The 26,973-nt window shown below is 42.5% G+C and carries 22 protein-coding genes, 1 tRNA gene and 2 riboswitches; of the genes, 10 read left to right on the plus strand and 13 right to left on the minus strand.

All coding sequences use genetic code 11. The annotated features are described in order from the left end of the window. Positions 1-143: 143 nt before the first annotated feature. Both DHBDCA_RS11115 and DHBDCA_RS11120 read left to right on the plus strand, forming a co-directional pair. The gene (locus DHBDCA_RS11115; protein WP_015044308.1) at positions 144-911 is read left to right on the plus strand and encodes an ABC transporter ATP-binding protein; all 768 of its coding nucleotides are present in this window, start codon (positions 144-146) and stop codon (positions 909-911) included. Continuing rightward, on the plus strand, positions 904-2,925 hold the full coding sequence (locus tag DHBDCA_RS11120; RefSeq protein WP_015044309.1) for an ABC transporter permease: 2,022 nt from the start codon (positions 904-906) through the stop codon (positions 2,923-2,925). Before DHBDCA_RS11115 ends, DHBDCA_RS11120 begins: the two co-directional genes overlap by 8 nt. Positions 2,926-3,133: 208 nt before the next feature. Here DHBDCA_RS11120 and DHBDCA_RS11125 read toward each other — a convergent pair whose 3' ends face one another. Next, the gene (locus DHBDCA_RS11125) at positions 3,134-3,556 is read right to left on the minus strand and encodes a metal-dependent transcriptional regulator (RefSeq protein WP_015044310.1); all 423 of its coding nucleotides are present in this window, start codon (positions 3,554-3,556) and stop codon (positions 3,134-3,136) included. Between the two features lie 199 nt (positions 3,557-3,755). Between DHBDCA_RS11125 and DHBDCA_RS11130 the strand changes: the two genes are divergently transcribed. Beyond that, positions 3,756-5,024, plus strand: coding sequence for an Nramp family divalent metal transporter (locus DHBDCA_RS11130; protein ID WP_015044311.1), 1,269 nt, complete (start codon positions 3,756-3,758; stop codon positions 5,022-5,024). Between the two features lie 14 nt (positions 5,025-5,038). Here DHBDCA_RS11130 and DHBDCA_RS11135 read toward each other — a convergent pair whose 3' ends face one another. Further along, complete coding sequence (locus DHBDCA_RS11135; RefSeq protein WP_015044312.1) at positions 5,039-6,238, minus strand: MFS transporter; 1,200 nt, start codon at positions 6,236-6,238, stop codon at positions 5,039-5,041. A 258-nt stretch (positions 6,239-6,496) separates the two neighbouring features. Here DHBDCA_RS11135 and DHBDCA_RS11140 point away from each other — a divergent pair, with 258 nt between their 5' ends. From DHBDCA_RS11140 to DHBDCA_RS15480, 6 genes are all read left to right on the plus strand, one after another. After that, positions 6,497-8,095, plus strand: coding sequence for a spore germination protein (locus DHBDCA_RS11140; protein WP_015044313.1), 1,599 nt, complete (start codon positions 6,497-6,499; stop codon positions 8,093-8,095). 36 nt (positions 8,096-8,131) lie between these two features. Next, entirely contained in the window at positions 8,132-9,313 is a 1,182-nt protein-coding gene (locus DHBDCA_RS11145) for a Ger(x)C family spore germination protein (RefSeq protein WP_015044314.1), read from the plus strand. A 3-nt stretch (positions 9,314-9,316) separates the two neighbouring features. After that, the gene (locus DHBDCA_RS11150; protein ID WP_015044315.1) at positions 9,317-10,399 is read left to right on the plus strand and encodes a GerAB/ArcD/ProY family transporter; all 1,083 of its coding nucleotides are present in this window, start codon (positions 9,317-9,319) and stop codon (positions 10,397-10,399) included. A gap of 456 nt (positions 10,400-10,855) precedes the next feature. After that, positions 10,856-11,158 carry a zinc-ribbon domain containing protein gene (locus DHBDCA_RS11160; RefSeq protein WP_026071844.1) on the plus strand — a complete coding sequence of 101 codons (303 nt, stop codon included), beginning with the start codon at positions 10,856-10,858 and terminating at the stop codon, positions 11,156-11,158. A 308-nt stretch (positions 11,159-11,466) separates the two neighbouring features. Further along, positions 11,467-11,985, plus strand: a complete 519-nt coding sequence (locus tag DHBDCA_RS11165; RefSeq protein WP_015044316.1) for a CarD family transcriptional regulator — start codon at positions 11,467-11,469, stop codon at positions 11,983-11,985. A gap of 1 nt (position 11,986) precedes the next feature. Continuing rightward, a complete protein-coding gene (locus DHBDCA_RS15480; protein ID WP_015044317.1) occupies positions 11,987-12,151 on the plus strand; it encodes a hypothetical protein in 165 nt (54 codons plus the stop codon). A 243-nt stretch (positions 12,152-12,394) separates the two neighbouring features. Here the strand turns inward: DHBDCA_RS15480 and DHBDCA_RS11170 are convergent, their stop codons facing one another. The 9 genes from DHBDCA_RS11170 to DHBDCA_RS11220 all read right to left on the minus strand — a co-directional run bounded on the left by DHBDCA_RS11170 (position 12,395) and on the right by DHBDCA_RS11220 (position 22,232). Next, the gene (locus tag DHBDCA_RS11170; RefSeq protein ID WP_015044318.1) at positions 12,395-13,573 is read right to left on the minus strand and encodes an iron-containing alcohol dehydrogenase; all 1,179 of its coding nucleotides are present in this window, start codon (positions 13,571-13,573) and stop codon (positions 12,395-12,397) included. A 66-nt stretch (positions 13,574-13,639) separates the two neighbouring features. Then, entirely contained in the window at positions 13,640-14,122 is a 483-nt protein-coding gene (locus DHBDCA_RS11175; protein ID WP_015044319.1) for a hypothetical protein, read from the minus strand. An 85-nt stretch (positions 14,123-14,207) separates the two neighbouring features. Beyond that, a complete protein-coding gene (gene pflA, locus DHBDCA_RS11180) occupies positions 14,208-14,960 on the minus strand; it encodes a pyruvate formate-lyase-activating protein (RefSeq protein WP_015044320.1) in 753 nt (250 codons plus the stop codon). Between the two features lie 12 nt (positions 14,961-14,972). Further along, positions 14,973-17,207, minus strand: a complete 2,235-nt coding sequence (gene pflB / locus DHBDCA_RS11185) for a formate C-acetyltransferase (protein ID WP_015044321.1) — start codon at positions 17,205-17,207, stop codon at positions 14,973-14,975. A gap of 73 nt (positions 17,208-17,280) precedes the next feature. Beyond that, positions 17,281-17,363, minus strand: a riboswitch (ZMP/ZTP riboswitch). 136 nt (positions 17,364-17,499) lie between these two features. Beyond that, positions 17,500-18,249: a protein kinase family protein gene (locus DHBDCA_RS11190; protein WP_256364945.1), complete on the minus strand. Its 750-nt coding sequence runs from the start codon at positions 18,247-18,249 to the stop codon at positions 17,500-17,502. Between the two features lie 4 nt (positions 18,250-18,253). Continuing rightward, positions 18,254-18,643, minus strand: a complete 390-nt coding sequence (locus DHBDCA_RS11195; RefSeq protein WP_034378245.1) for a zinc ribbon domain-containing protein — start codon at positions 18,641-18,643, stop codon at positions 18,254-18,256. A gap of 93 nt (positions 18,644-18,736) precedes the next feature. Beyond that, positions 18,737-19,615 (minus strand): cation diffusion facilitator family transporter, encoded by an 879-nt coding sequence (locus DHBDCA_RS11200; RefSeq protein WP_015044323.1) that lies wholly within the window; start codon positions 19,613-19,615, stop codon positions 18,737-18,739. A gap of 1,119 nt (positions 19,616-20,734) precedes the next feature. Then, a riboswitch (NiCo riboswitch) is annotated at positions 20,735-20,829 on the minus strand. Between the two features lie 62 nt (positions 20,830-20,891). Beyond that, positions 20,892-21,836, minus strand: coding sequence for a hypothetical protein (locus DHBDCA_RS11215; protein ID WP_015044325.1), 945 nt, complete (start codon positions 21,834-21,836; stop codon positions 20,892-20,894). 320 nt (positions 21,837-22,156) lie between these two features. Continuing rightward, a tRNA-Ala gene (locus DHBDCA_RS11220) sits at positions 22,157-22,232 on the minus strand. Between the two features lie 282 nt (positions 22,233-22,514). Between DHBDCA_RS11220 and DHBDCA_RS11225 the strand changes: the two genes are divergently transcribed. Next, a complete protein-coding gene (locus DHBDCA_RS11225; RefSeq protein ID WP_015044326.1) occupies positions 22,515-23,834 on the plus strand; it encodes a ferredoxin reductase family protein in 1,320 nt (439 codons plus the stop codon). A 17-nt stretch (positions 23,835-23,851) separates the two neighbouring features. Here the strand turns inward: DHBDCA_RS11225 and DHBDCA_RS11230 are convergent, their stop codons facing one another. Both DHBDCA_RS11230 and pabB read right to left on the minus strand, forming a co-directional pair. Further along, on the minus strand, positions 23,852-24,667 hold the full coding sequence (locus DHBDCA_RS11230) for an aminotransferase class IV (protein ID WP_015044327.1): 816 nt from the start codon (positions 24,665-24,667) through the stop codon (positions 23,852-23,854). Then, positions 24,648-26,861 carry an aminodeoxychorismate synthase component I gene (gene pabB, locus DHBDCA_RS11235; protein WP_015044328.1) on the minus strand — a complete coding sequence of 738 codons (2,214 nt, stop codon included), beginning with the start codon at positions 26,859-26,861 and terminating at the stop codon, positions 24,648-24,650. The genes DHBDCA_RS11230 and pabB overlap by 20 nt, the downstream gene beginning before the upstream one ends. Between the last annotated feature and the right edge of the window lie 112 nt (positions 26,862-26,973).

The following is a 26,973-nucleotide window of genomic DNA, read 5'->3' on the forward strand; positions in this document are numbered from 1 at the left end:
GCCAAATCGATGGCTGGCATTTCCTCTTTTTGTTATTGTAGTACTAGTACCATGTCGACCCTAAATCTTATATATCCAGTCGTCAGATTTCTTGTAATAACAAGGTACTGGAGGGTTAATTTAACTATACAGGAGGAATTCTCATGTCTCTTTTAAGTGTCAGCAACCTGAAGAAGATATACACGACGCGCTTTGGCGGCACCCAGGTCCAGGCCCTTGCCAATGTATCGTTCTCGGTGGAACAAGGCGAATATGTTGCTATTATGGGTGAGTCCGGTTCCGGCAAAACCACGCTTTTGAATATCCTTGCCGCGCTGGATAAGCCGACAAGCGGCGAGGTGCTGCTGAATGGCAGGAACACTGTAACAATCAGGGAAAGTGAGATCTCGGCTTTCCGCCGGGACAACCTCGGTTTTGTGTTCCAGGACTTTAACCTGCTCGATACGTTTTCCCTGCAGGACAATATTTTTCTCCCACTGGTTCTTTCTGGTAAATCCTTTGAAGAGATGAGCCTCCGTCTGGAGCCAATTGCCCGGAAACTGCACATCACCGATATCCTCAGCAAATTCCCGTATGAGGTATCCGGCGGACAGAAACAGCGCGCTGCCGTGGCCCGGGCGCTGATTACAAATCCCCAGCTGATCCTTGCTGATGAGCCGACCGGAGCACTCGATTCTCACGCCACCGACGGTCTGCTCCAGTTTTTTAATGAGATCAACGATGACGACCAGACGATCCTGCTGGTGACGCACAGTGTCAAAGCAGCCAGCCATGCTAAACGGGTACTGTTTATCAAGGACGGTGAAGTATTCCACCAGCTCTACAAGGCATCCCAGACCTATGACGAGATGTACCAGAAAATCTCGGACACGCTCACCATGATAGCCACGGGTGGTGAACGCTATGCGTAAACGCACTTTTTATCCGAAGTTGGCTTTCCTCAACATTCAGAAAAACGGCAAGTTTTATCTGCCCTATCTGCTAACCTGCATTATCACCGTCGCCATGTTTTATATTATGCGTTATATCGCCACCAACAGCAGTCTTAACAATATGCTCGGGGCTGGATCACTGAAGGAAATCTTATTTTTTGGCAGTATCGTCGTCGGAATCTTTGCTGCAATCTTCCTGTTCTATACAAACAGCTTTTTGATGAAACGCCGTAAAAAGGAACTTGGACTGTATAATATTCTCGGCATGGAAAAGCGGCATATTGCCTGGGTCCTGTTATTTGAGACGTTTATCGTCGCTGCAGTCAGCCTTGTCCTCGGTCTGTCCCTCGGCATCCTGCTGAGCAAGCTCATCATACTTATTTTGTTTGAGATGCTTAAATTCACCATACCGTGGGGATTTTCCGTAAGCAGTGCTTCCCTACTGGTGTCTGTCTTACTGTTTTTCGGCATCTTTCTGGCCACCCTGCTTTTTAACCTGATGCAGATCAGACTGGCCAAACCGATCGAGCTACTTCACGGCAGTCAGACGGGCGAACGGGAACCCAAGACCAAGTGGATACTGGCAATCCTCGGGATCCTGACTCTTGGAGCAGGCTATACGATTGCAATCGTGACAGAGTCTCCGTTGTCTGCTATCTCGCTATTTTTTATTGCCGTCGTGCTGGTCATTGTCGGCACCTACTGCCTGTTTACTGCAGGCAGCATCGCACTCTTAAAGCTTCTGCGCAATAATAAACATTTTTACTATCAGACGAAACATTTCATTGCTGTATCCGGGATGATTTACCGCATGAAACAAAACGCCGTAGGGCTGGCCAATATTTGCATTCTTTCAACCATGGTCCTAATCATGGTTTCCACCACCGTCTCCCTGTACAGCGGCATGGAAAATATGCTCGACAACCGCTTCCCAACCGATATATCCGTCGGCTTCAAGAATCCTACTGACGGAGAAATGGAAAACAGACTCCGCCAGCTTCAGGACACCGCAAGTGAGCAGGGCCGCTCACTCAGCAAATTAACCAATTATACCGCACTGTCCTTCGCCGTGAGTAGGGACGGGAATACCTTTGCCACGGATACCAATAACTATGTCAGTAGCTCCGACGCCTCGGAACTGTGCTTTATCACTGCTACTGAATATGAACATCTGACCGGCAGAACGGTCACGCTTGCTGCCGATGAGGTGCTAGTCTACAGCAATGGCGGGCAAATCGGTGAATCTTTCAGCCTGTTTAATCAGAGTTTCCGAGTCAGAGAACATCTAAACAGCATCCCGATCACCGGTCAGTTCAACGCCAGGCTTGTCGACGGTTATTTTATGGTAGTCAGTGACGATACAGTGCTAAACCAGCTTTATACCCAGCAAAAAACCGCCTATGGCGACTGGGCAAGCTCGATCAGGGGGGAGATCTCCTTTAATCTGGACGGTACCGACGAAGAAAAACTAGTCTGCTATGACGCGATCAAAGCAGTGCTGAATAAACCGCTGCCCTCTGAATCCGCCGCAGCGTACACTGGGGAGTACATCGACCACCTCAGTACAATGGAGTGTAAGCAGGCAGCTGCCAGTGACTTTTATGCCCTGTATGGCGGGTTTCTTTTCCTGGGCCTGTTCCTCGGCACGCTTTTCCTGATGGCGACGGTATTGATCATCTATTACAAACAGATCTCGGAAGGATATGACGATAAGGAACGTTTTGAAATCATGCAGAAAGTGGGTTTAAGCCGCAGTGAGGTTAAACACGCGATCAGCAGCCAGATTGTGATGGTCTTTTTTCTGCCGATCTTGATGGCCGGCATCCACATCCTAGCCGCTTTTAAAATGATCACCAAGCTGCTCGCAGTGTTAAATCTTACAAATATCCCGCTGTTCATCGGCTGTACAATCGGTACTATCCTGGTCTTCGGCTTGATTTACGGGGTTGTCTATGCGTTGACGGCCCGGGTGTATTACAGGATTGTGAGTTAAAACGCACAAAAGTAAGCCTGCCCAACAAGAAATTGACACAGGCTCACTTGATATCATAATTGCAAACCATATTAATCAGACAGGCACCCCGTCTAACATCCGGGGTGTTGTTTATTATGTGATGCACACTTTTTTCTTCCCCAACATATTCTGTTTTAGAATCACTCGTTAAAGTTAGCTTCGGCTAACCTGCAGAGAATACCTACAGTTATTTCTCCCTTGTATGACGCAGAACAAAGTCGTCAAAATCCTGTTTCCAGGACGTATTGCTTTTCATGAACTCCACCAGCGTTTTTATCGCATCAATCGATGCAATTGAAAGGTAGTGTTCCATTGCTTCAGCCTCAGCAGCAATATTGCATTTGCTACATATCAGCGAAAGAAATTCCTGCAGCAGCTGATTCCTGGCAACCAGGTAAAACCCATACTCTTTTCCTTTATCCGTAAGCTTGATTTCGCCATACGGTTCGTACTTTATATAGTCAGAGTCTCGCAGTCTGTAGAGAGCTTTCGTTACGGAAGGCAAAGCGACTTGAAGCCTATTACTTATATCCGTGACTCGAACTTCATCAAGTGACAGCGAAAAGCGATAAATTTCCTCCAAGTAATCTTCCAGGCTCGGTGAAAGCATCTTCCCCACTCCTTTGCTTCACCTGAAGTTACTGATATTTGTTAGCGTCCACCTAACTAAATGCTTATCGCTATTTAAGAAAGAATGATTCAGCCGTATCACAGTAGATTCACATCTATGTGTACTGCTTCGTTCTATACCTATATCATTTTCTTGCCTCATATGACAGTTCATTAGAAATAAGCGGAGGATTATAACAATGAGCAAAGAAATCAACCTTGTTCAAACTTCATTAACATTACCTTTGCCTAAAAATACCTGGCTGGAAAAGATCAAAGACACGCTGAAATATCTGGGTCCGGCCTTCATCGTGAGTGTCGCCTATATTGACCCCGGCAACTTTGCCACCAACATCAGCGCAGGTTCCAATTTCAATTACAATCTTGTTTGGGTTGTCTTATGGAGCAACCTGATGGCGATTTTCCTGCAAACACTGTCGGCGAAGCTCGGCATTGTCACCGGTGTTGATCTGGCTACGCAGTGCGGGCGTGTTTTCTCCAGACCGGTAAATTTTTCACTTTGGATCATCATGCTATTTGCCGTCATCGCAACGTATATGGCAGAGTTCCTGGGCTCGACGCTTGGCCTGTACCTACTTTTCGGCATACCGCTCGTGACAGCAGGCCTGATAACCGTATGTCTGACCTTCGTCATTGTTTATTTGCGGCGTTTCGGCCAGCATATGGTTGAGAGAATTATCATCAGTCTGGTGGCTGTCATCGGGGCCTCGTATTGTCTCGAGCTGTTCCTGGCTGACCCGGATTGGTCCGCGGTCGCTTTGCACACCTTGGTTCCTAGCCTAGGTCCGGAAAGCATTCTGGTGGCCGTCGGCATGTTGGGCGCGACCGTTATGCCTCACGTCATTTATCTCCATTCGGACTTGATGAAAGCAAGACGTACCTCCGATGATTTGGCCGAAGCAAAAAAGCATTTCCGAATGGAATGCTTGGATATCGCCTTTGCCATGAACATCGCGTTTCTCGTCAACGCTGCAATGGTTATTATCGCTGCAGCCGTTTTTTTTAACCAGGGCCCCGTCGACTCCATCGAACAGGCGCACAAGTCCCTGACGCCGCTGCTTGGCAGTTTATCCAGCGGTGCTTTTGGTCTGGCGCTGCTTGCTTCAGGCCTTTCCTCATCCACCGTTGGCGCTATGGCCGGGGAATGCATGCTGAAGGGATTCATCGGTCTGGATATTCCGGTCAATATCCGGCGGGCAATCACCATGGTTCCGGCCATCATTCTCCTGTGGCTCGGCTTTAACCCGATGAAGATGCTGATTATGAGCCAGGTTACCTTAAGCTTTGCTCTGCCGGCAGCAATCATTCCGCTGCTTCTGATCACTAAACGCCGGGACATTATGGGTGAAATGACAAACCGCAAAATCACTAATGCTGCCGGTGCTGTGATCGTAAGTCTTATTGTCTCGCTGAATGTTGTTCTGTTATATTTAACTTTTTCCGCTTAAGTTAGAACTAAACATCAGTTTTGAAGATGCCTTAACCCTTTCCGATAAAAGATAATCATGAACAGCGCAGCAATCAGAGCCATCACAGAGCCATAGTAAAATGGCACGCTGTAATTGACATGATCATAAAGCAAACCTGCTATGACACTGGCCGGAAGAAGCGTAATACCCACAAGGCTGTTATATATGCCCAGTCCTGTCCCCCGTTTGTCCTTATCAACCAAATCAGACACCAATGCCTTCTGTACGCCGTCAGTGGCTGCGCTGTAAAGTCCGTACAACGCAAAAAGCAATACCACTACGGTTCCGCTGTTTGTTCTACCAAATCCGAAATACAGGATTGAATACAGCAGATAGCCAAAAATAATCAGTCTTTCTCTGCCGATTTTATCTGACAGCATGCCGGCCGGTACGGAGAAGAGCGCTGACACTGCGTAAAAGATCAGATAGATCATCGGAATCAAGGAGTCTTTGATCCCGATATCACTGGCTTTGACCAAAAGAAGCGCATCGGTTGAATTTCCCATCGTAAAGATAAAGATGATTCCAAGAAAGGCATAGTACTTTTTCGGGAAGTCCTTCAATGTAATTTTTCCAAGCGGTTCCATCTTCTCCGATTTTGCTTCCTTCACAAAGCATATAATGTTTATCAGTCCCAGCAAGCCTGGGATGGCTGCTATAAGAAATACCAGCCGGTAATCATTTGGAAACAACAGCAGGATTCCTGCTGCCAGGAGCGGTCCAACGATTGCCCCGCTGTTATCCATCGCTTTATGAAAGCCAAAGTTTTTGCCTTTGCTGCCGTCTTCAGAGGCCGCGGCGATCAGGCTGTCTCTTGGCGCTGTACGGATACCTTTGCCAACCCGCTCGGTAAATCTGATAAGCAGAACCTGCAGCGGCGAGGTTACCATCGAAAACATGGGTGAAAGAACTGCCGTGAAAGCATACCCTATGACCATGAATGGCTTATTCTTTCTGATCTTGTCACTCCACCAGCCGGATAACGCTTTAAGCACGGATGCCGTACTCTCCGCAATCCCTTCAATCAAAGAGAGCTCCGTTTTAGTTGCTCCCAAGGACATTAAAAATAACGGCATTACAGAATAAATCATTTTCGTCGTCGTATCCGTTAAAAAGCTTGTCAGGCCTACAAAAAAGATGTTCTTCTCTATGCCTAAGATCTTCTTTTCCCGGATCTTATTGTTATTGCTCATTTTCTTTTCTCATTAAAAAGAGCGATCTCCATCGCCCCAGCTCCCTTTGTAACATCCCTTACGTCAATGCTAACACATTGTAATATCGGTTACAAGTAGGGATAACACATATCGCCGTTTCATCCCATTCCATATCCCAGTTCGCAAATCTTACGTGCTCAGCCAATCTTTGAATCCAAAACAGTATTCATAAATAACTTCATTCCTAACGGGAAATACTACGTAAGGTTAGGTTCAAAGTGGAAGGATGAAAGCAGTATGTTCCGCTCCATTCATTCTAAACTGCGTTTTTGGCAATTGGCAAATCATAACGGCACTGACGCCAATCATTCAGGGAATTCTCAATCTAACCTTTTCGACAATCTGAACAAAAACCTTACTGCTCTAAAAGGTGTGTTCGGAAATAGCTATGATCTTAATATGCGTGAATTTAACTTTGGTGATCAGGGACTTACACGTGGTGCGATCATCTTCTTATCCGGGATGACGGATACAGCCATAATTAACGAAAGTATTATAAAACCATTGATGTACGACATCCGGTTAAGCTCCAGACAAGATACATCATTACTGAATAATATGAGTATTATTCAGACAACGCTGCTTACAGTGGGAATGGTTCAAAAAGTTTCTACGATCAATGACGTCGTAGACGGCTGTTTGTCCGGAAAAACAATTCTACTGATTGATGGCTCAAAAGAAGCTTTAGTCATTGGCACCGAAGGTTGGGAAACCCGTGGCGTGGACGAACCCAAAACAGAATCCGTTGTTCGGGGTCCGAGGGAAGGCTTTACCGAAAATTTGCTTACCAATACAACCCTGTTGCGTCGTAAAATAAAAAACCCTAATTTAACTCTGGAAACAATGAAAATAGGTGAACGAACCAAGACTATCGTTTGTGTTGCCTATTTAAAAGATCTCGTTAATCCACAGCTCATCAAAGAAATTCAACGGCGTCTTCAAAGAATTAAGACAGATGCAATTCTGGAATCAGGGTATATCGAGCAGTTCATTGAGGATGCTCCTTTTTCTATTTTCTCCACAGTTGCTAACAGTGAAAAACCAGATCTTGTCGCAGCAAAAATCTTAGAAGGAAGGGCGGCCATTTTTGTTGACGGGACTCCCTTTGTGCTTAGCGTTCCAATGGTTTTTATTGAAAGTTTCCAAAGCGCTGAAGATTACTATTCCCGGCCTTATTTTGCAAGCGTGGTTAGACTCCTCAGGCTTTTAGCTTTTCTGATTAGCATTACGTCTCCGGCAATCTATGTTGCTTTAACAACTTTTCACCAAGAATTGATTCCTACTTCCTTACTTTTTACCATGGCTGCATCCGAGGAGGGCGTTCCTTTTCCTGCAATGGCAGAAGCACTCATTATGGGAACAACATTTGAAATTCTCAGGGAGGCCGGGGTTCGCTTGCCCCGTCCTATTGGTCAAGCGGTCAGCATTGTGGGGGCTTTGGTTATTGGCGAAGCTGCTGTAGGTGCCGGAATAATCGGAGAGCCTATGGTTATCGTGATAGCTTTGACAGCAATTTGTAGTTTTGTGGTTCCTTCCCAAACAGATTCCGGTAGTATCTTACGATTAATTCTTGTTCTCCTAGCCGGGGCAATGGGAGGGTTTGGGATTGCACTTGGATTAATGGGGACATTTATTCACCTGGCTTCCTTAAGATCTTTTGGAACCCCCTATTTATCACCTTTCGCTCCTCTCAGTACGCAAGACTTGAAAGATACATTCATCAGGGTACCTGTTTGGGCAATGTTTACCCGCCCTAGAACGATAGGCTGGCATGACCCTGAACGCCAGGAGTTCAGATTAAAACCCAGCCATCCGTCAGAAGAAGACAAGAGTTAGACCGGCTTGAATAACGTTGAAAACAAGAGGCAATTGATGAAAAATCGTATGGGTTCCATTATGAAAATCATAGTATGTTTCATGTTAATTTTGCCCCTAAGCGGTTGCTGGAGCCGCCATGAGTTAAATTCTTTATCGTTCGTCGTAGGCGTAGGTTTAGATAAAGCCGAGAAGCCCGGAGAAATACAATTGACGACACAAGTTGTAAAACCGGGTGAACTAAAATCTGCTTCTACTAAAAGTAAGAGCGGTGAGAGTGGGGAAAACGCTTACTGGAACATAAAGAAAACAGGATATGTTGCCTCTGAGATTATCAGAGATTTTAGTCATGAATCCAGCCACAGGTTGTATTTCCCGCATAATCAGGTTCTGATGTTTGAGAGAAAGTTGGCTGAGGAAGGAATACAACCATATATAGATGCGTTTATACGAGATAGTGAGACTCGTTTTAATGTTTTGCTCGTGGTCTCCGAAGACCAAGCAAGTGAGGTACTTGATGTTTCGCCTGAATTAGAGAAGTTGCCGGCAATTAACATTGCAAAATTAGTTGAAACTCAAAAGATAACGTCTGAATCGCCAACAGTTAGGTTAATCGATTTTATTCGTCGTTTAATGAGCAAGACCACAGCCCCCATCGCCCCTCTGATTAGAGTGACCGGCGACGGAAATAAAAAAACAGTGGAGGTCTTTGGAACAGCAGTTTTTAAGCATGATAAATTGGTTGGTGAACTGAATAAACGTGAAACGCGCGGACTGCTATGGGTTATTAACAAAGTAAAAGGCGGAATGATTGATGTAGCTGTCCCTAGCGGTGATGGTACAGTGAGCTTAGAGATTACGCTTGCAAAAAGCAAAATGACACCTGTCATCAAAGATGACACGATTCTGATAAAGATAGATATCAAAGCGGAAGGGATCGTCAATAGCCAGAGTGGTTCAGAAAACATAACATCATCAATCACTGTTGCCTCTCTGGAAAAAGAACTATCCGCTGAAATCAGAAAGGAAATCATAGCTGCTTTAAAAACGGCCAAGGATCTCAATTCAGATGTATTTGGTTTTGGTGATTCAGTCTATTGGAAATACCCCTCCGAGTGGAAGAAACTGAAGATGAAATGGGACGAGGTCTTTCCGGACATTGAAGTAGCATTAAATATCGATACTAAGCTACGCAGTACAGGCAATATCAGCGCTCCTGCCGTACCTGCCAAGGAGTAATTCATGAGGCTTGAAAAAGGAATCATATCAAGTTCACAGTTGATGTTTTTAGTCGCAGGATATGTCCAGGGTTCTGTTTTGGTGGTTGCATTTACGAATGTTATTACCAAGCAGTATACTTGGCTGGTTGTTTTATCTGGATTGGCTGCAAGCGTTCCCTTTGCCATGGCCTATGTTGCCTTAGCGAGAAAATTTCCCGGCAAGGATCTGATACAAATCAATCATATCATCTATGGTCCCTATTTAGGCAAACTACTTTCCGCCTCGTATATTTGGTTTTTTTGCTCTATTGCAGGCTTTATGTTAACCTATGTCGGCGAAATCATAAAGAATTACATGATGCCGGAAACTCCTAAGTTTATCATATGTATTCTATTTGCTTTCATCTGCGCCTGGGCAGTCCGCAATGGAATAGAGATCCTCGCCCGGACCGGTGTTATATTTGTCATGGTCATCATAATTGTAATCCTAATAACTTTCGTTCTACTGCTGAAAGACATGGAACTAACCAATTTCCTACCGTTTTTTGATCTTCCCCGGAGGGATTTCATTCAGGGTACACATATCATGCTGACCCTTCCTTTTTGTGAAATCATGGTTTTCCTCATGCTATTCCCCTATGTGAACAAGGGAGTAGAAGCAAAAAAGTCTGTTATCCTAGGATTAATCATTGGGGGGGCCAGCATATTAATTGATACAGTTCGCAATACAGCTGTGCTGGGAATAACATCGACGATTATGGTTTCCCCTTCGATTGAATCAGTACGCCTGATAGACCTGGCAGAAATCATAACCAGGCTGGAAATGCTTGTTATTACTTTATTATTAATTGCAATGTTCATAAAAGTAACTGTTATGTATTATGGCACGGTATTAGGGATAGCCCGATTATTCAATTTACGGTCCTATAGGCCACTGGTACTTCCGATCGGAAGTATCATTGTTAGTTTATGTATTCTGTCATTTGATTATTTGACACAAAACGTTGATTTTGGAGCTAGGTCAGGGCCTTTTTTCACCCTTACGTTTGAGTCTTTGCCTGTATTAACATTGCTTGTAGCAAAAATACGAAAATTACCAAAATAACAGAAAAGGAAACGGCCATGATTTTTTTATTAACGATAACTTTCGTCGCCATAGGATTATTTGAAGTCCCTGCTCTTGTCAGAAACAAGCACTGGCGGGAACTTACCGTCTTTTCGGTCCTTTTTGTGTCAGCGTTTATACTGGCTCTATTACAAGCAGCAGATGTCAAAATACCCAGTCCAGTCAAAGGCGTGGAATATTTGATTAAGGATATATTAAAAATTAGTTATTGATAAAAATTCCGCTGATTTTTTCTTTAAAAATACCAAAGAACCAAAAAAAAACTACCAAAACTTGCTATATTTAAAATATTCCTTTGACATATACTTTCATTCCAGTTATACTAAAGCAGCTCGTTCATTTTGTGGATTTACTAATAACCTCTCCATTGCCTAAAGCTCTGGGAAGCTATGAATTCTTCCCATAAAGCGGGTAATATATTTTGGAGGTTTTTTTATGTTTGAAGACAAGGTTTTAACCTGTAAGGACTGTGGAAATGAGTTTTCCTTCTCCGTTTCCGAACAAGAATTCTACGCAGAAAAGGGATTTACCAATGAACCTGGCAGATGTCCGGAATGCCGCTCTGCGAGAAAGGCACAGGGTAGATCCAACAACCAATATGGTCGTCCGCAACGAGAAATGTTCCCGGCCGTCTGTGCTACTTGTGGAAAAGAAACTCAAGTCCCTTTCCAACCCTCAGGTGACAAACCGGTTTATTGTCGTGATTGTTATCAACCACGCACACGAAATAATTGGTAAGTATTTGAAAGAAGCCTTCCTAGTACACACACTAGGGAGGCTTTTTTATTTCAGGTCTTCTTAGTCCATAAGCAGCTCATAAGGATATTTTTGAACGTATAATTTTTTCAACCTTTTACGATTTTATAAAAAACGTTTATGGATATTAATAAGCTTTATTTTACAAATGAAGCTTATTAATTTATTAACCATTAATTCATTGATAATAATCATTGACATACATTTTTATAAATGATAAAATAATTGATTTGCTATATATCATTTTTTATGATATGCTTAATGAGCTACTGACTCAGGGAGGTGAATATATGTTCCAAGTTGGTGATCAGATTGTCTATCCTATGCATGGAGTCGGAACTATTGAAGCTATTGAAGAAAAAGAAATCTTGGGGAAAAAAAGAATTTACTATATTGTCAACGTACCCCAAACCAGGATGCAAATGATGATTCCCCAGGATAAAGCTGAAAGCTTTGGCATCCGGAAGCTGGTTGAATCCTCTATCTTTGAAGAGATTCTGGAAAATTTTAATGAGGGAATTACTGATCCCCTGCTTTATAAAAACCAGAAATACTGCACTGATTTAAATACGAAAAAGATGAGAAGCGGCGATATTTTCAAAGGGACAGAAATAATCCGTGATTTAACGCGAAAAAACCTCCTTGGTAAATTGGGAAAAGAAGATTCCAAAATGTTGGAGGGTGCCCGTAATATATTTATCAGTGAACTGATGCAAGTAAGATGTATGACTAAAGAGACAGCAACAGATTTATTAGATTCAGTGTTAGCAGCCAACGTTTTAGATGTAGAATTTCAGGAGGTAAAATAATTTGAAACCATATACTTGGTATGATTTTAGTTATTTATCGAAAAAACAAAAACTTCAGTTTCTGATCGACATAAAACCATCAGCAGAAAAAAATGGCAGATTTGATCTAATCTTATACAACAAATACGCAGAGCAGTTTGGTTTAGACAAGACCAAAGAAGCTTAAGAAACCTTGATTCTACTTTTATTCGAAAGAGGTAACTTTGAAAATTCTGCTGGCATATCCGTTTTTGAGGTTCCTCATGTGATGGCAAGGAAAAAGCCACCCCTTTCGAGATGACCTTCGTTATCTTTGTCGTAAACAATAAGAGGCGGATGGTATTGGGTCTGTCATACCGCCGTCGTGATATTGTACAAGAAGATTGTCAAAATCTTCAAAACTCAGCAGAGTAGAGTTCCTACTCTGCTTTTATAATGCAGCTTGGTAGATATTTATGATATCTTCTGCTGACCCCTGTCTGGGGTTAGTTAACGTGCAAATGTCTTTCATCGCATTGTTCGCCAGTTTTTCAATATCACCTTCCTTAAGACCCATCATAGATAGCTTTCCGGGAATACCAATTACAGAAGACAGATTTTTAATCGATTCGATAATAATATTTATCGCTTGCTCCTTATTATGCGTAACAGTCCCCATGGCTTCGCATAATTTCATAATCCGATGCTCCGGTATCACGGTGGAATTGAATCTAAAAACATGAGGCAGCAGTGCAGCATTATTAAATCCATGAGTCCCATTATAAAAACCACCCAGCTGATGTGCCATTGCATGCACATATCCCAGACCTGCGTTATTAAAAGCAAGCCCTGCCATAATATTTGCATACATCATTTTCTCTCTGGCTTCCAAATCATTTCCATTCTCGTATGCTCTCGGTAAATACTCAAATGACAATCTCAATGCATCCAAAGCCAAAGCATCTGTAATCGGGAACGCTTCTGTCGAAACAAACGCTTCTATCGCATGCGAGACAACATCAATTCCAGAACTGGATGTTACTTCTTTGGGCATCGTGGTCATAAAAATCGGATCGTTTACGGATATAAATGGTGTCAATAAAGCTGACGTGATCACCATTTTCACCTTTCTTGTATTGTCAGTGACTATTGCTGTATGTGTTACTTCTGCTGCAGAACCAGCCGTTGTGTTGATTGTAATAAGAGGGATCATCGGTTTGGTTATTTTGTTATATCCTTCATAGTCTATAATGGAGCCACCATTTACGGCGACTGCAGCAATTGCTTTTGCACAATCATGATTTGTACCGCCGCCGATAGATATAATTAATTTATAGTCTCGTTTAAAGACATTCCAGCCCTGTTTAAAATATCTTAATCCGTCCTCGACAAAAGATACTGTCGGATTGGGGTGTAAAATCCCGTCAAAAATATCATAGGAAATAAATAGGCTCTTTAGTATCTTTTCAATATTTTCAACATACCCAAGCTTTATCATATTCTTATCAGTGACGATTAACGCTTTACTTAGTTTCCAGGACAATAATTGATTAGGAAGATCCTTAATTGCCCCAACGCCAATCAGATTGGTTTTTGGGATAAAAAAATTATGGGTATTTTCCAAGGCCAATCACCCACCCTTTACAAAATGAATTATTAATATGAAAAAGCCGCAAGCATTGCTTAATCGCAATGCTTAGTAGGGATACATTTTCTCTCTGCTTTTATCCTCGACAAAATGGCTCCATTTTAAAAATGCCCAGGTGGCAACGAAAAACCAGACCGTAAAACCGATCAGCGGCAGAATTAATCTGCTGGAAGCCTTGAAAATCCCTATATCAAGCAATAAATTATAGTATAAGATCGAAGCGAAGACTCCTGCTGCTATAGAAATGTAATAAAACGGCCTTTGTCTTGGTAAATAATAAAAATAAATAATGAAAAATGCGGTCCAGGCAATATTGGCAAAAAGATGAACACCAATGAAGCCAAAAGGGCCAAAATTCGTCCAGTAAAATAGTCCGGTGAAATACCCGAAAGCGTGGACGATAGAATCCATCATTCCACCTAAAACAACACCGAACAAAGACAATCGTTGAATATCTTTTTTAGGCACAATAACGATTAAGAGCAAAATAAAAGTCACAGCATAGAACGGATGCAACAAAAAAATTGGCACAATTGTAATCTCCTTATTCTATATAGCAAATTTATTGTATCAATAAAACACCTTATTTATTTGTTGTTTAATATTATTTTATACATCAACTGTATAAACCCCTATTTTCGGAACAATACCCCAGCAGCTCGGTAAGCTTTCCTTCTTCCAGCTCCTGAACATCAGCCAGCCGGTATGACAGTCCCATCAGCTTGTATTTTTCGATCCCCATCTTGTGATAAGGCAACAGCTCCAATCGTTCTACTGCTACTCCGCTATCATGAATAAGACTGCACAGGCTAACGATATCATCTTTCTTGTCGTTGATGCCCGGTATTACCACATGCCGTATCCATATCCGGCAGCCTGCCGCGGAAGCTGCATGCAGAAACTCCATTGTCGTACTTAGACTGCCTCCGATATATTGATCATACCGCTCTTGATCCGGCATTTTGATATCCAGCAGGACCGTGTCGGTATTTGCCAGCACCTCGGCTACCTCCTCCGACGGTATTGTGCCGGCAGTATCCAGAGCCGTGTTGATACCGACCTTTTTAAGCTGTTTAAGCAATTCCGCAGCAAAAATTGGCTGCATAAGAGGCTCTCCGCCGGAAAGTGTGACACCACCATCCCGGCCAAAGTAGGAACGATACCGCATGGCTTTTTGCACCAAAGCTTCCACAGTGAACTCCCTTCCCCCATTCCTGTCCCAAGTATCGGGATTATGGCAATAGATACAGCGTAACGGGCATCCCTGCATGAAAATAATCATTCTCAATCCAGGTCCATCCGCTCCTCCAAGGGTCTCAATGGAGTGTATCCTTCCCGTCTTTTCTATCTCTTCCGTCTTGCCGCTCATCTACTTACTGCCTCATAGCCTTTCATGGTAGGTCCTGCTGATGACCTCCTGCTGCTGCTGGCGGCTTAGCTTGTTGAAGTTGACTGCATAACCCGATACGCGTATCGTCAGGTTGGGATAACGTTCCGGATGCTCCATAGCGTCAATCAGTTGTTCACGGTTCAAAACGTTAACATTGATGTGATGGGCCTTCATATCAAAATAGCCGTCTAAGACCGCTACCAGGTTGCTCTTCTGTTCCTCACAGTTCTTGCCGATGGTGGAAGGAGTTATGGAAAAAGTACAGGATATCCCGTCCCGGCAGGCTTCATACGGAAGCTTTGAAACAGAATTCAATGATGCAAGCGCCCCGTTTGCCTCTCTGTTGTGCATCGGATTAGCACCGGGAGCAAAAGCTTCGCCCTTTTTCCTTCCGTCCGGGGTTGCACCTGTCTTTTTGCCGTAGACCACATTGGAGGTAATTGTCAGCACCGAAAGGGTGTGTACGGCGTTCCTGTAAGCAGGCGTCTTTCTCAGTTCCCCGATAAAATCCTCTGTTAGCTCTGCAGCAATCGAGTCCACACGGTCGTCATCATTGCCAAACCGCGGGTATTCTCCATCTATTTCAAAGTCCTGGATCAGGCCTTTTTCGTTTCTGACTGCCCGGACTTTGGCATACCTGATCGCGCTCAAAGAATCTGCGGTTACGGAAAGTCCGGCGATTCCGAAAGCCATAAAGCGTTCAACATCCGTGTCATGCAATGCCATCTGCAGCTTTTCGTAGGCATACTGATCATGCATATAATGGATGACATTCATGGTATTGACATACAGCCTGGCGAGCCATCCCTGATAAAAAGCGAACTGCTTCATGACATCCCCGTATTCCAGTAAACCGTCTTTAACCCCTTCGGATACAGGCCCGACCTGTTTGCCGGTGATTTCATCCCTTCCGCCGTTTAAAGCCATAAGCAACATCTTTGGCAGGTTGCAGCGTGCTCCGAAATACTGCATTTGCTTGCCTATCTTCATCGCCGATACGCAACAGGCGATCCCATAGTCATCCCCATATAATGGACGCATTACATCGTCGTTCTCATACTGTATAGAGTCGGTATCGATAGACACCTTGGCGCAATAACGTTTAAAAGCCTCCGGCAGCGCCGCGGACCACAGCACAGTCAGGTTAGGCTCGGGTGCCAGTCCCAGACTATATAGCGTATGCAAGAAACGGTAGGACATTTTAGTAACCAGCGTCCTTCCGTCCTCGCCCATACCTCCGATAGCCTCCGTGATCCACATGGGATCCCCGGCAAAAAGCTCATTGTATTCTGGTGTCCGAAGATGCCGGGCCATTCTCAGTTTAATGATAAAATCGTCTATGATCTCCTGGACCTGCTGTTCGGTCAATCTTTGCTGATCAATATCCCGCTGAGCATAGATATCCAGAAATGTGCTGACCCTTCCCAGGGACATGGCGGCGCCGTTCTGCTCCTTAATCGCGCCAAGATAGCCAAAATATAACCACTGAACCGCCTCTTTAAAATCTACGGCTGGTTGGGATATATCGAAACCATAAAGCTCCGCCATCTTTTTGAGCTTTTCTAAAAAATCGATCTGCTTGTACAATTCCTCGCTTACTTTGATATTCTCCATGTCCATCAGTAACTGACCCTTTTTGCGCTTATCTTCTTTTTTTCCTGCAATCAGCCTGTCGACTCCGTATAATGCTACCCGCCTGTAGTCTCCGATAATCCTTCCCCTTCCATAGGCATCCGGCAATCCGGTAATGACTCCGCTTTTGCGGGCTTCCTTCATTTCAACGGTGTAAACACGGAAAACGCCGTCATTGTGAGTCGTCTTGTAAAAAAACTCCCTTTCGATTTTTTCATCCATGGTATAGCCATAGGCCTTGCAGGCCTTTCTGGCCATATTGATCCCGCCAAAGGGGTTGACTCCTCTCTTTAACGGCCTATTGGTCTGAATGCCAACGATGAGTTCCTTTTCCTTGTCCAGATAGCCCGGCGCATAGCTTAGCAATGAAGAAACCGTCGAGGTATCAATATCCAGCACACCGCCGAATTCCCTCTCAAGCTTTTGCAGCCTTGAAAGCTTCTCCAGGATATGCCGCGTCCGATCCGTTACCTCCGTTAAAAAAGTTTCATCTCCTTTATAAGGCTGGTAATTTGCTTGTATAAAGTCCCTGACATCAATTTCCTGCTGCCATCTGCCGCCTTTAAAGTTTCCCCATCCTGTATTATTCATCATTTTAACCCTCCTAATCTGTCAGGTTCTGAATTTTATGAGGGTGACTCAGAAAATAAAAAAACCTGGACAATATTTATACTGCCCAGGCGGTCGACGTTTGAACTCTTCCAATCCCTTATGGTTAAACCCATATGTCCGCCAGTCTTGGAAGCTTACCGATATTCTATTATGGATGTAATGACTTTGTCAATTACCTGTTTATATGGAGCTATGTTTATTCAACGCTCGAACAGAATAACGCTTCAATTTAAATAATCTTCATCTATCATTCTAAACTATCTTAAAGAAGTTTTTAAACGGAATTATTTTGCTTTACGTTCATAAAAACTTTTACAAAATCAGTTTCTATATCATGTATGCTCTCATATTGTGTTTCCAAGCCAAATAGTCTTCTTAAAAAAACTTTTTGCTCCTGTGTCAAAGATATTTCGTCATACCATGGTAATTCTTGAGCCCAGGGTTTTCTTTTTGTTGTTTTTTCAAAAGAAGAATATAGCAAATACAGGAAAAAGTCTCCTAAGTACGTAAAATCCAAATCATAAGGAGCCGTTTTCTCCGCCCACCTTGCCAGTCCAAAGTCAATCAGATATACCTTCCCTTGGTCTATAACAACATTGGGGATTCGGATATCCCGATGGACAATGCCATTGTCATGAAGATACTTTATGATATCTATGAGCTGGATTCCAATATGATAAAATTCTTCTCCCGAGAATTTGTGGCTATGCTTAAAAAGCAGGTCTTTTACGGTACATCCATTCTTATACTCCAAAACAAACCCGTAAAAGCCTTTTTCATTGATAACCCCCAAAAACTCAGGAATTCGCTCATCCTTAAGCTGTGAGAGAATTACCGCTTCATCAATGCAGTCTGGAATATTATTTTTCCTTAGTCCTTTTTTATATTTTTTAATAACAACTGTACTGCCATTTTCGGATCTGGCCAAAAAGCACAACCCGTATCTGCCTTCACCAAGAAGTCTGTCAATCGTGTATTGACAGACCTTCTTCCCCTCATATTTGAGATTCAAGTAAAACCTCATCGGACTACCCGTTCATTTTTGTACCGCATTTAAGACAGAATTTTGCATTTGAAGGCAATTTCTCCCCACAGTTTGTACAAAATAAAGCATCAGCCACCTTTTCTCCACACTGCAAACAAAATTTTGAACCGGCAGGAATACGAGAATTGCATTTACTGCAATTGGTTAAGTTTTGGCTCTCAATCGGCTGATGCGGCATAGCCGCGGGCTGATGTTGCACAGGGGCAGGTTGATTGTAGTGATTTCCCTGGTTGTAATAATGCCCCTTTGAGCCGCTTCCCGAACCCATGATGTTTAATAAATTGCCTAATAACCCTTTCTGTTGATAATGACCGCTTCCATGTGTTCCTCTCTTATAGTGGTTGCCGCTTGAAGACCTTGATAAAAATCCCATAGTATATTCCCCTTTCATTGTTTATTTATTGATAATTGATTATTCCCATTTTATTTCTTGATGAACCCTATATCACGGGTACTTAAACTCAATTTAATTTCCCTCATTTTGATAAGGGTCTATATGAATGTTTACGCGGGTGTTCTTGAATCTTTCACCCATAGCTTTTTTTAGACATCCTATAATATGATGTGCCTCCTCAACGGTTTGGTTGGGATCAATCGTAATATGAAAATCGATATGCTTAACATTTCCTGATTTTCTTGTTTTGAGCTTGTGGTAATCTCTGAATTGATGGCTGTGCTCACCAATGATTTTTTCAATTTCTGCTTCTTCTTCATCAGATAGCCTTGAATCCAAGAGAAAGTTAAAAGCAGTTTTACATAGCTTCCATGCTTCTTTAATGATAAGCGCTGCCACAAGGATAGCAACAATGGGATCCAATATTGCCAGCCCCGTAAGCTTAATCAGTAGAATTCCAACACCTACTCCCAGGGAAGTATATACATCTGTTTTCAAGTGAAGCGCGTCCGCTTCAAGTGCCATAGATTCTTCCTCCTGGGCTACCTTATATAACTTCTTCGATACGAATAAATTGACTAACGCAGAAGTAAACATAACTGCCATTGCGACTAACGCCTGTTCTATTTCAACAGGTTCAAATAATTTTTTTACAGCTTCAATGATAATCAGTGCAGCAGCTACAAATATTAATAACCCTTCAGCTAAACCTGATATATTCTCTATTTTTCCATGGCCGTAAGGATGTTCCTTGTCTGCAGGCTGTGAAGATTTCTTCACAGAGAAAAACGCTATGATGGATGCACCAAGGTCCATTCCGGAATGTATCGCTTCAGAAATTATACTGACTGAACCGCTTAAGATTCCTGCGATAACCTTAAATATAATAAGAACGGTGTTTGATACAATTGATAATAAGGCATATTTAACTTTTCTGTCTGTGGTAGCCATATTTCCTCCTATGAGATAATACTTTTCGATTGTAAATCATAAACCTTAAGATTACTTTAACCTTTATTCATGATAAGAAACCAATTATTCCTCTGGAAAAGCAACTTCTGTTTTCCCCCTCCTTGCCTTAAACCCAGCAATCATTTGTGGGAAGCAGCCAAGTATTTATCTATATGATAATAAACTCTGTAAATTGAATAATAATTTCCATATGGTCTCCTTACGAGCTAGTATATCTTAGTTACCATTGAATAGGTTCTTGAAAAAGCTATCAATAATCTGTTGAATAAATCCTCGAATTACATTATCCGGAGAATCACCAAATATAAAATTAATAATCCCCATAAAGCCGTCATATATCTGGGTATGGTATTTAACTGCCAGAATAATTGCTATGACCAGCAGTATTATAAATACTATGATCAGCAACAGACAACCCGTAAGAACTATCTTTACGGCTTTCTTTCCTAACCGGTTACGCTTCATGTGATATAAAATTTCTTCGAGGTCCATATTTTTACCTTTCTTTTTTTAGATGTTTTTGCATAATAAAAAAACACTTCTGAATATTCCTTTTAGTCATATGTCTTTCACTTTACATAATAAGTTCGAAATAGTAGACATACTTAAAGAAACAGAATAGTTACACTACTGTAGAGGTATGCTTAAACCTCCCATCAAAGGTAACTTTTCAAAGTATTTAACAGCTAGCTTCCTTGTATTTACTTGTATGAAAATAGCAGTATAGAAATGAATATAATTGAAGAATTGATACTTTAAAAAAGAGTAAATTGAATAAATCAAATCGCGTATTTATTTTTTCAGCAATAGTCGAAAGTCTTTTATTAATCCGCAATATATATGTTTTTATTTTTTTGAGGAATTTTCTTAGATTTGTTAAAGGTCTAAGATTATTGGCTACCTGCTTAAACAGACTCTTAAAATCCTGGTGCTCATGTGTTTCAATGACACCATGGGGCATATAGACTGAAAGTAAAGAAAGTAATACCAGTAATATAATAAAAAACAATTTATTATTCTGTATATTTCCAAAGTAATATGCATTCATAAAATATCTACTCCAATTAAAATACCTGTGGCACCATAATCTATCTTAATTATAGTCCCACAGGTATTTTATCCTGCTGCCAACTCTTACGCCGGCCCAGCCCCACACACTTTGAAAAGTGTATCGCCTGCTCTATTAATCGTGTTTATTCAAATTTGTTTATAGTCTATAATATTACAAGTTTATTTGTCAATAGCAAGATATCCATTAATCAGTTTTTCTCCGGAAAATGTATACTGCATTGTCTTCCGATTGCGGTAATACAAGTGCTGACAATCGCTGATTATACTCCATAGTAAAAGCATCCTGTTTTTGATAGGCTTCATGATCACCTGTAAATAATGGATTTCTGCTACCAATAACAATATAGAGTTTTATAAAGTCCATTGTAAAGATGCTTTTCTCAAAAGCATTTCCTGGAGGCGACCATGAACAGATGACCGTTTCAGGTTTGTATTTACCAAGAGCTTCTTTGGCCTCCAGTTTTTCAACAAAATCAGGATACTGGATATATTTCCCCCAGCTGTAATCATCCGTTGCATCGCAATGAACTCCCATTTCTCTTAGAAATGTTGTCAAAGTACCATCACCTGCGCCTATTTCTAGGCATTTTGTTTTCCCAACCAAATTAGAAAGTTCTTTGATAAGCGTTCTTGAATAAAAGCAATAAATTCCTTTATTATTGACAAGTGGCATCAATATCTTTTTGTCTGTAATAAAAGTCCAGAATAATTTAAACCAAAAAAGCGAAACGGGTTTTCTTTCAAAACTCTTTTTAAATAGAACTTTTTGAAGGATTAATCCATCCCATAAATTAAAGCGGATCTTGCCGGAGGTCTTTCCGGACTGAGCTATAAAATAGGATTGTTGAAGAATATCTATTGCGATCCTAGCCTTGATGATATCCGGAAGAAAAGCATTCAATGTCTTTTGATTATTACCGCTTTTATGAATCCTATTCATCGCAAAGCGAGCTTTAGCTTTGTAAGTATTGATAATCGCAGCGATTTCCTCAACATTACTTTCTTTATTTAAAACAGAGAATTCTTTTAATACGGTTTCTTTATACTCAGGATATTGAAGTGCCAAGGTTTTCGGATCAATCTGATCCTTGAGCACCTCGTCAGCTTTCTCTCTTAAAAAAATTCTCATTTTTTCTCCTAAAAACAATAAACATATCAATGTATTATAATAATTCAAAAGTTCAATGAATACCAGGCCAGTTTTTATCTACTTATGACTCAAATCCAATTGCTGCACTATTGTCAACCACTTTCTAATTTGCAAGAAAGAAACTTCCGAATTACCGTCAAAGATAGATAATGCCAATGTTACTTTTGCCATTTAAAACTCCCTGTTTATATCAAAAAGTACTAATAACTAAAAATAATCATTAGCACTTATATACAATCTGTTTTTTTAATAAGGTTGGAACAACCCATATTATTTTATTATTTGTTTTATAGTATGTTTGGTGGAGATGATGGGATTCGAACCCACGACCTCTTACATGCGAAGCAAGCGCTCTCCCAGCTGAGCTACATCCCCACTGTTTTAAAACAAAAAACAATTATTTAATTCACACAACTATTATTATACTGAATAATCCTAGTTTTCGCTAGAGTTAGATAATTAAAAATTATAATCCCGGACTATTTTTTGATAAACACTTGATTTTGACGAGAAATGCGGATGTTATGAACTGTACCAACAGCATTTAAAGGAAAAAAGCAGGTCTGTGTGGAATATATTACCTCATCATACTATAGCAGCACTATAGTATGATTGCTTTATTTCTTTACTATTCTATTACTGTTGGAGGATGAAAACATGCGTGAACGTCAAGGCCCCTTGTTTATTCTGCTTACTTTGATCCTGACCTTTATCTTTTGGTCAGTCAGCGAACCATTAAAGGATGTTGCCCCGGTCAGACAATACTCCGAGATGGCTGCTTCGCTCATGCTGGTTTGCTTTGCCTGGGTCAATTTTATTTCAACCCGCCATCCGCTGCTGGACTCCCTGTTCCACGGCCTGGACAAAAGCTACCTTTACCATAAAGCTTTAAGTATCATAAGTGTTCTTTTGATCTTTGTGCATCGGTTTACTCTTGATGCAGGCAAGGGCAATCATTACGGGGAAAACAGGGCGAATTTGGGACCGGGTCCAAATGGTCTGAATGGTCCGCCACCGGGGGCGGAAAATGGGGCGGAGTTTTTTTCCGGGATCGCTAATCTGAGTATGCTGCTTTTTATCGTCTTAATCCTGCTTGCCCTCTTCGTCTGGAAAACGAATTATGAAAAATGGAAGAACATCCACAAGCTCTTTTTTATTCCTTATATGATCGGAATCATTCATTATTACGGCAGTTCGGACTATGCCGTTACAGGCTTAAGCGCCTTGGGGCTGTGGCTGAATCTGGTCAATCTGGTCGGCCTGACTTCGGCAATCTACAGTATAGGGTTTTATGAAAGAACGGCATTTCAGCCCCGCTATGTCGTAACGAACATCCGCACGGTCGCCAAAGATACCCTTGAAATCACCGGCAAAGCCTTAAAAAAAGGAATCCGCTATAAGGAAGGACAATTTACTTTTATCAAGTTTACCGAGGAAGGCAAGAAATTTCCTTCTCATCCGTTCACGATAAGCCAGTCTTTCCGAAAGAATGAGATACAGTTTGCGATCAAGGCTTTGGGAGATCACACCTCTGCTTTACTGGAAAACGTTCAGGAGGGAGATACTTTTGCCGTAACTTCCTCCCATGGCCGCTTCGATTATAAGGCCGGATCTAACCGTCAGGTCTGGCTGGCGGGCGGAATCGGCATTACGCCATTCCGCAGTTTTTACCAGTCTGCGATCCCTCCGCAATATTCCATTGACCTGTTTTACTGTTATAACAATGAAGCCGAAGGACCCTATTTGGATGAAATAAAAACCCTTGCAGCCGGGAGTGGTATTCGCGTGCATTTGCACGATCTCCAGACGAAAGGGTTTCTGGATGCCGAAGATATTTGCGAAGCGGTACCTAAGACTGAAACTGTTGATGTCTATTTCTGCGGTCCGGAACCGATGAGGATCAAACTGGAAAGAGAATTAAAGACCTGCGGCCTGCGTATCGGACATTTTCACTACGAGTCTTTTCAGTTTAAATAGGTAAGGAGCAGCGACGATCATGGATGATCTAGTGCTGCGATACCATGGATGGCAAGGAGCAGCCGACGCCCAAGTGTTCCATCAAGCTGAAATACTTTTTCTTCTAGTTCACTTACCGGCATGACTTCCATCAGGGAATTTGTAAGGAAAACTTCATCAGCATTCAATAAGTCTTCAGGATAATAAACGCCTTCACTGAACGATATGGTCAGCTCAAGGGCTTTTTCTATCACGATCCTTCTTCTGATACCGGCCAGGCAGCCGCTTTCCAGGGAAGGCGTATAAAGATGCCCATTCTTTACAAAGAAAACATTGCTTCTAGTCCCCTCAATTATCTGGCCCCTGCTGTTCAACCAGATCCCTTCAAACGCACCGCTGCCCTGCACCGCGCGCAGGGCAGCGGCAGTATCCAGAAAATCCGCAGATTTAATGTAGTTGAGCGGTATAGGGTCAATCCGGTGCTCCGGCATAAACAGGACCCGGACACCCTCTTCATATTGTTCACGAGTATAGGAAACTGCTCTAGTGCTCAAAAGCCACTGGTTATTATGATTTTGGCTTTGATCGAAAATCAGACTCGGATCTTTCCTGATTTCTGCTCTCAAAGCAAAAGGCAACTGCTCAATTTTAGTTTCTCTTAGGTAAGTTTCGATCTTGTTCAGCCATTCATCATAAGCGGGAATGGTGATTCCAAGAAGCTTACCGCCCTTGCTCATCCTCTCCCAATGCAATCCAGGTACGACGATTCCGTCGGCAGTAACCTTTATCGTTTCAAAAATACCGACAGGCTCGATTTGACCGAAGCTTCTGTTTTTACTTTTCTGATTTCCCATCAAGTTTAACCCCCAAAACTTCCAGAAGCCTTCCCGCTTTATGGATCGTTTCTTCATATTCTTTTTTGGGGATTGAATCGGCAACAATCCCTCCCCCGGCATGAAGATACGCCATTTTCTCTTTCAGCAGAATGGTCCGGATCACAATATTCAAATCCCAGGCCCCATCGAAGCCGATATAGCCGATGCTCCCGGTGTAAATACCCCTATTGTATGGTTCAAGCTCGTCGATGATTTCCATCGCTCTGATTTTGGGCGCACCGGTGATCGAGCCGCCCGGGAAAATGGCTTTGATCAGTTCTTCCGGTTTTAAGGATTTCTTGAGTTTTCCAACGACTGTGGCAACGAGGTGCCAAACAGTCGAATATTTTTCCAGGGTCAGCAGTTCTGTGGTAAGCACTGATCCAAACTCACAGATCCTTCCAAGGTCATTGCGTTCGAGATCGATGATCATGGTAAGTTCAGCCCTGTCTTTTTCACTATTAACCAGCTTATCTGCAAGTTTCTGGTCTTCCTCCGGAGTTTTCCCCCTTGGCCGGGTTCCCTTGATTGGACGCGTTTCAATATCTCCGTCCGGTGTAATCTGAATAAACCGTTCCGGAGAGGATGACAGAATCTGAAAATCGGGATACGGTAAGAACGCAGCAAACGGAGCAGAATTCTTGTGATGAAGCTGTTCATACAAATCCCAGGGATCTCCTTCATACCTGACACTGAACATCTGGGTCAGATTCGCCTGATAAATATCACCGGCATAAATGTAGTCAATGACCCGCTGGAGATCCCTGTAATATTGTTCCCGAGAGACAGCTTTATGGATTTCGGCAAAGGAGATACCTGAAACAGCTAATTCATTTCCCGCAGAGGAGAGCTCCGCTGAACTATTAGCCAAATATTTTTCCTCTACATAGTGCTGGAGAAGTTTCTCCAGTTTATCAAGTCTTTCCTGCGCAAGAGAAGGGTCGCAGCAGCCCTGATCCGTCATGCCGCAGGCCGTCAGACTGTAAGTTCCCGTTGTATGTTCGTAGACAACAATCCCGTCATACCAGGCCAGCCGCCAGAGCGGCATCCCAAGGTCATCTTTGACCCGAACAGGCAATTCTTCAATCTCATTTTTCAGATCGTAGCTGAAGTATCCGACAGCCCCTCCGGCAAACGGAAAAGGTGCCACGGAGGGAGCCTGATATTTCAAGACATAGTCGTTCAAAGTTGTAAGGCTGTACTGTCCAGCAGAATAAGTGATCAGTTCCTCATGTTTACAGTTCTTTGCGATAGCATACCGGTCTTTATAAGCACTGATCTTTATAAAAGGGTCCGCCCCGAAATAAGAATACTTCCCCAGCTCGGTATAACCGTCCCCGCTGTCCAAGAAGAAAGGATCTCTGGCATTTTTAAACACCTGAAGCATCTCGAACGGCTTTAGATTCGTAATAAAAGGTCTAACCTGCCAGATATTCTGCTTGGTTTTATCTTTATCAGGCGTTCCCTGTGTTTCTGATATCTCTAATTCTAGTGTTTCCAATGACTTTACTGATTCCGGTATTCCTGGTTCCTGAATTATTTGTAGCATTACTGATGCTTTTGATGCTTGAATCATCTTTAATTCACTGTGTTTACTAAGCCACCTGCGGGCATCCTGTACTGCGTTCCGCAGCATTTGATGACCATTTTCTGTAAGAATAGCCTCCGGATGGAACTGTACTCCTTCAATCGGCAAATAGCGGTGACGGATTCCCATCACCTGACCGTCTTCTGTTTCCGCGGAAATAATAAAGTCAGCAGGTATACTGTTTCTGCGCAGGGCCAGAGAATGGTAGCGGGTTACCGTAAACGGGCTGGCAATATCTCGGAATACGCCGGACCGGTCATGCGTGATGCGCGATACTTTGCCGTGAACCGGCGTCTTGGCCCGGACAACTTCAGCCTCAAAAACCTGCCCGATCGTCTGATGTCCAAGACAAATGCCCAGCAACGGAATTTTCCCCTGGAAATGCCGAATGACTTCCAGCGCAAAGACCGCTTCATTCGGTGAGCAGGGACCCGGAGAAATCACAATAAGCTCCGGTCCCAGCTTCTGGATCCAGGCAATCGTGCACTCTTCAGGACGCCGAACAAGTACTTCCTCCCCGAGATCTCCAAAATACTGGTACAGATTGTATGTGAATGAATCATAATTATCCAAGATGAATATCACCTATAATTCTCCTTTGCTGATTATCAATAAATAGTTAAATTATGCCGAAATAACACGTTATTCAGGTAGAGATAATATATCACAGATTCCGTGATTTTACAGCCTTGCTCCA

It is taken from the genome of Dehalobacter sp. DCA (genome assembly GCF_000305775.1).
In the GTDB taxonomy this organism is placed as follows: Bacteria; Bacillota; Desulfitobacteriia; order Desulfitobacteriales; family Syntrophobotulaceae; genus Dehalobacter; species Dehalobacter alkaniphilus.

Coding starts and splice junctions, on each gene's coding strand:
- DHBDCA_RS11115 (WP_015044308.1), top strand. CDS start 144: ATGTCTCTTTTAAGTGTCAGCAACCTGAAGAAGATATACACGACGCGC.
- DHBDCA_RS11120 (WP_015044309.1), top strand. CDS start 904: ATGCGTAAACGCACTTTTTATCCGAAGTTGGCTTTCCTCAACATTCAG.
- DHBDCA_RS11125 (WP_015044310.1), bottom strand. CDS start 3,556: ATGCTTTCACCGAGCCTGGAAGATTACTTGGAGGAAATTTATCGCTTT.
- DHBDCA_RS11130 (WP_015044311.1), top strand. CDS start 3,756: ATGAGCAAAGAAATCAACCTTGTTCAAACTTCATTAACATTACCTTTG.
- DHBDCA_RS11135 (WP_015044312.1), bottom strand. CDS start 6,238: ATGAGCAATAACAATAAGATCCGGGAAAAGAAGATCTTAGGCATAGAG.
- DHBDCA_RS11140 (WP_015044313.1), top strand. CDS start 6,497: ATGTTCCGCTCCATTCATTCTAAACTGCGTTTTTGGCAATTGGCAAAT.
- DHBDCA_RS11145 (WP_015044314.1), top strand. CDS start 8,132: ATGAAAAATCGTATGGGTTCCATTATGAAAATCATAGTATGTTTCATG.
- DHBDCA_RS11150 (WP_015044315.1), top strand. CDS start 9,317: ATGAGGCTTGAAAAAGGAATCATATCAAGTTCACAGTTGATGTTTTTA.
- DHBDCA_RS11160 (WP_026071844.1), top strand. CDS start 10,856: ATGTTTGAAGACAAGGTTTTAACCTGTAAGGACTGTGGAAATGAGTTT.
- DHBDCA_RS11165 (WP_015044316.1), top strand. CDS start 11,467: ATGTTCCAAGTTGGTGATCAGATTGTCTATCCTATGCATGGAGTCGGA.
- pflA (WP_015044320.1), bottom strand. CDS start 14,960: ATGAGCGGCAAGACGGAAGAGATAGAAAAGACGGGAAGGATACACTCC.
- pflB (WP_015044321.1), bottom strand. CDS start 17,207: ATGATGAATAATACAGGATGGGGAAACTTTAAAGGCGGCAGATGGCAG.
- DHBDCA_RS11190 (WP_256364945.1), bottom strand. CDS start 18,249: ATGAGGTTTTACTTGAATCTCAAATATGAGGGGAAGAAGGTCTGTCAA.
- DHBDCA_RS11195 (WP_034378245.1), bottom strand. CDS start 18,643: ATGGGATTTTTATCAAGGTCTTCAAGCGGCAACCACTATAAGAGAGGA.
- DHBDCA_RS11200 (WP_015044323.1), bottom strand. CDS start 19,615: ATGGCTACCACAGACAGAAAAGTTAAATATGCCTTATTATCAATTGTA.
- DHBDCA_RS11215 (WP_015044325.1), bottom strand. CDS start 21,836: ATGAGAATTTTTTTAAGAGAGAAAGCTGACGAGGTGCTCAAGGATCAG.
- DHBDCA_RS11225 (WP_015044326.1), top strand. CDS start 22,515: ATGCGTGAACGTCAAGGCCCCTTGTTTATTCTGCTTACTTTGATCCTG.
- DHBDCA_RS11230 (WP_015044327.1), bottom strand. CDS start 24,667: ATGGGAAATCAGAAAAGTAAAAACAGAAGCTTCGGTCAAATCGAGCCT.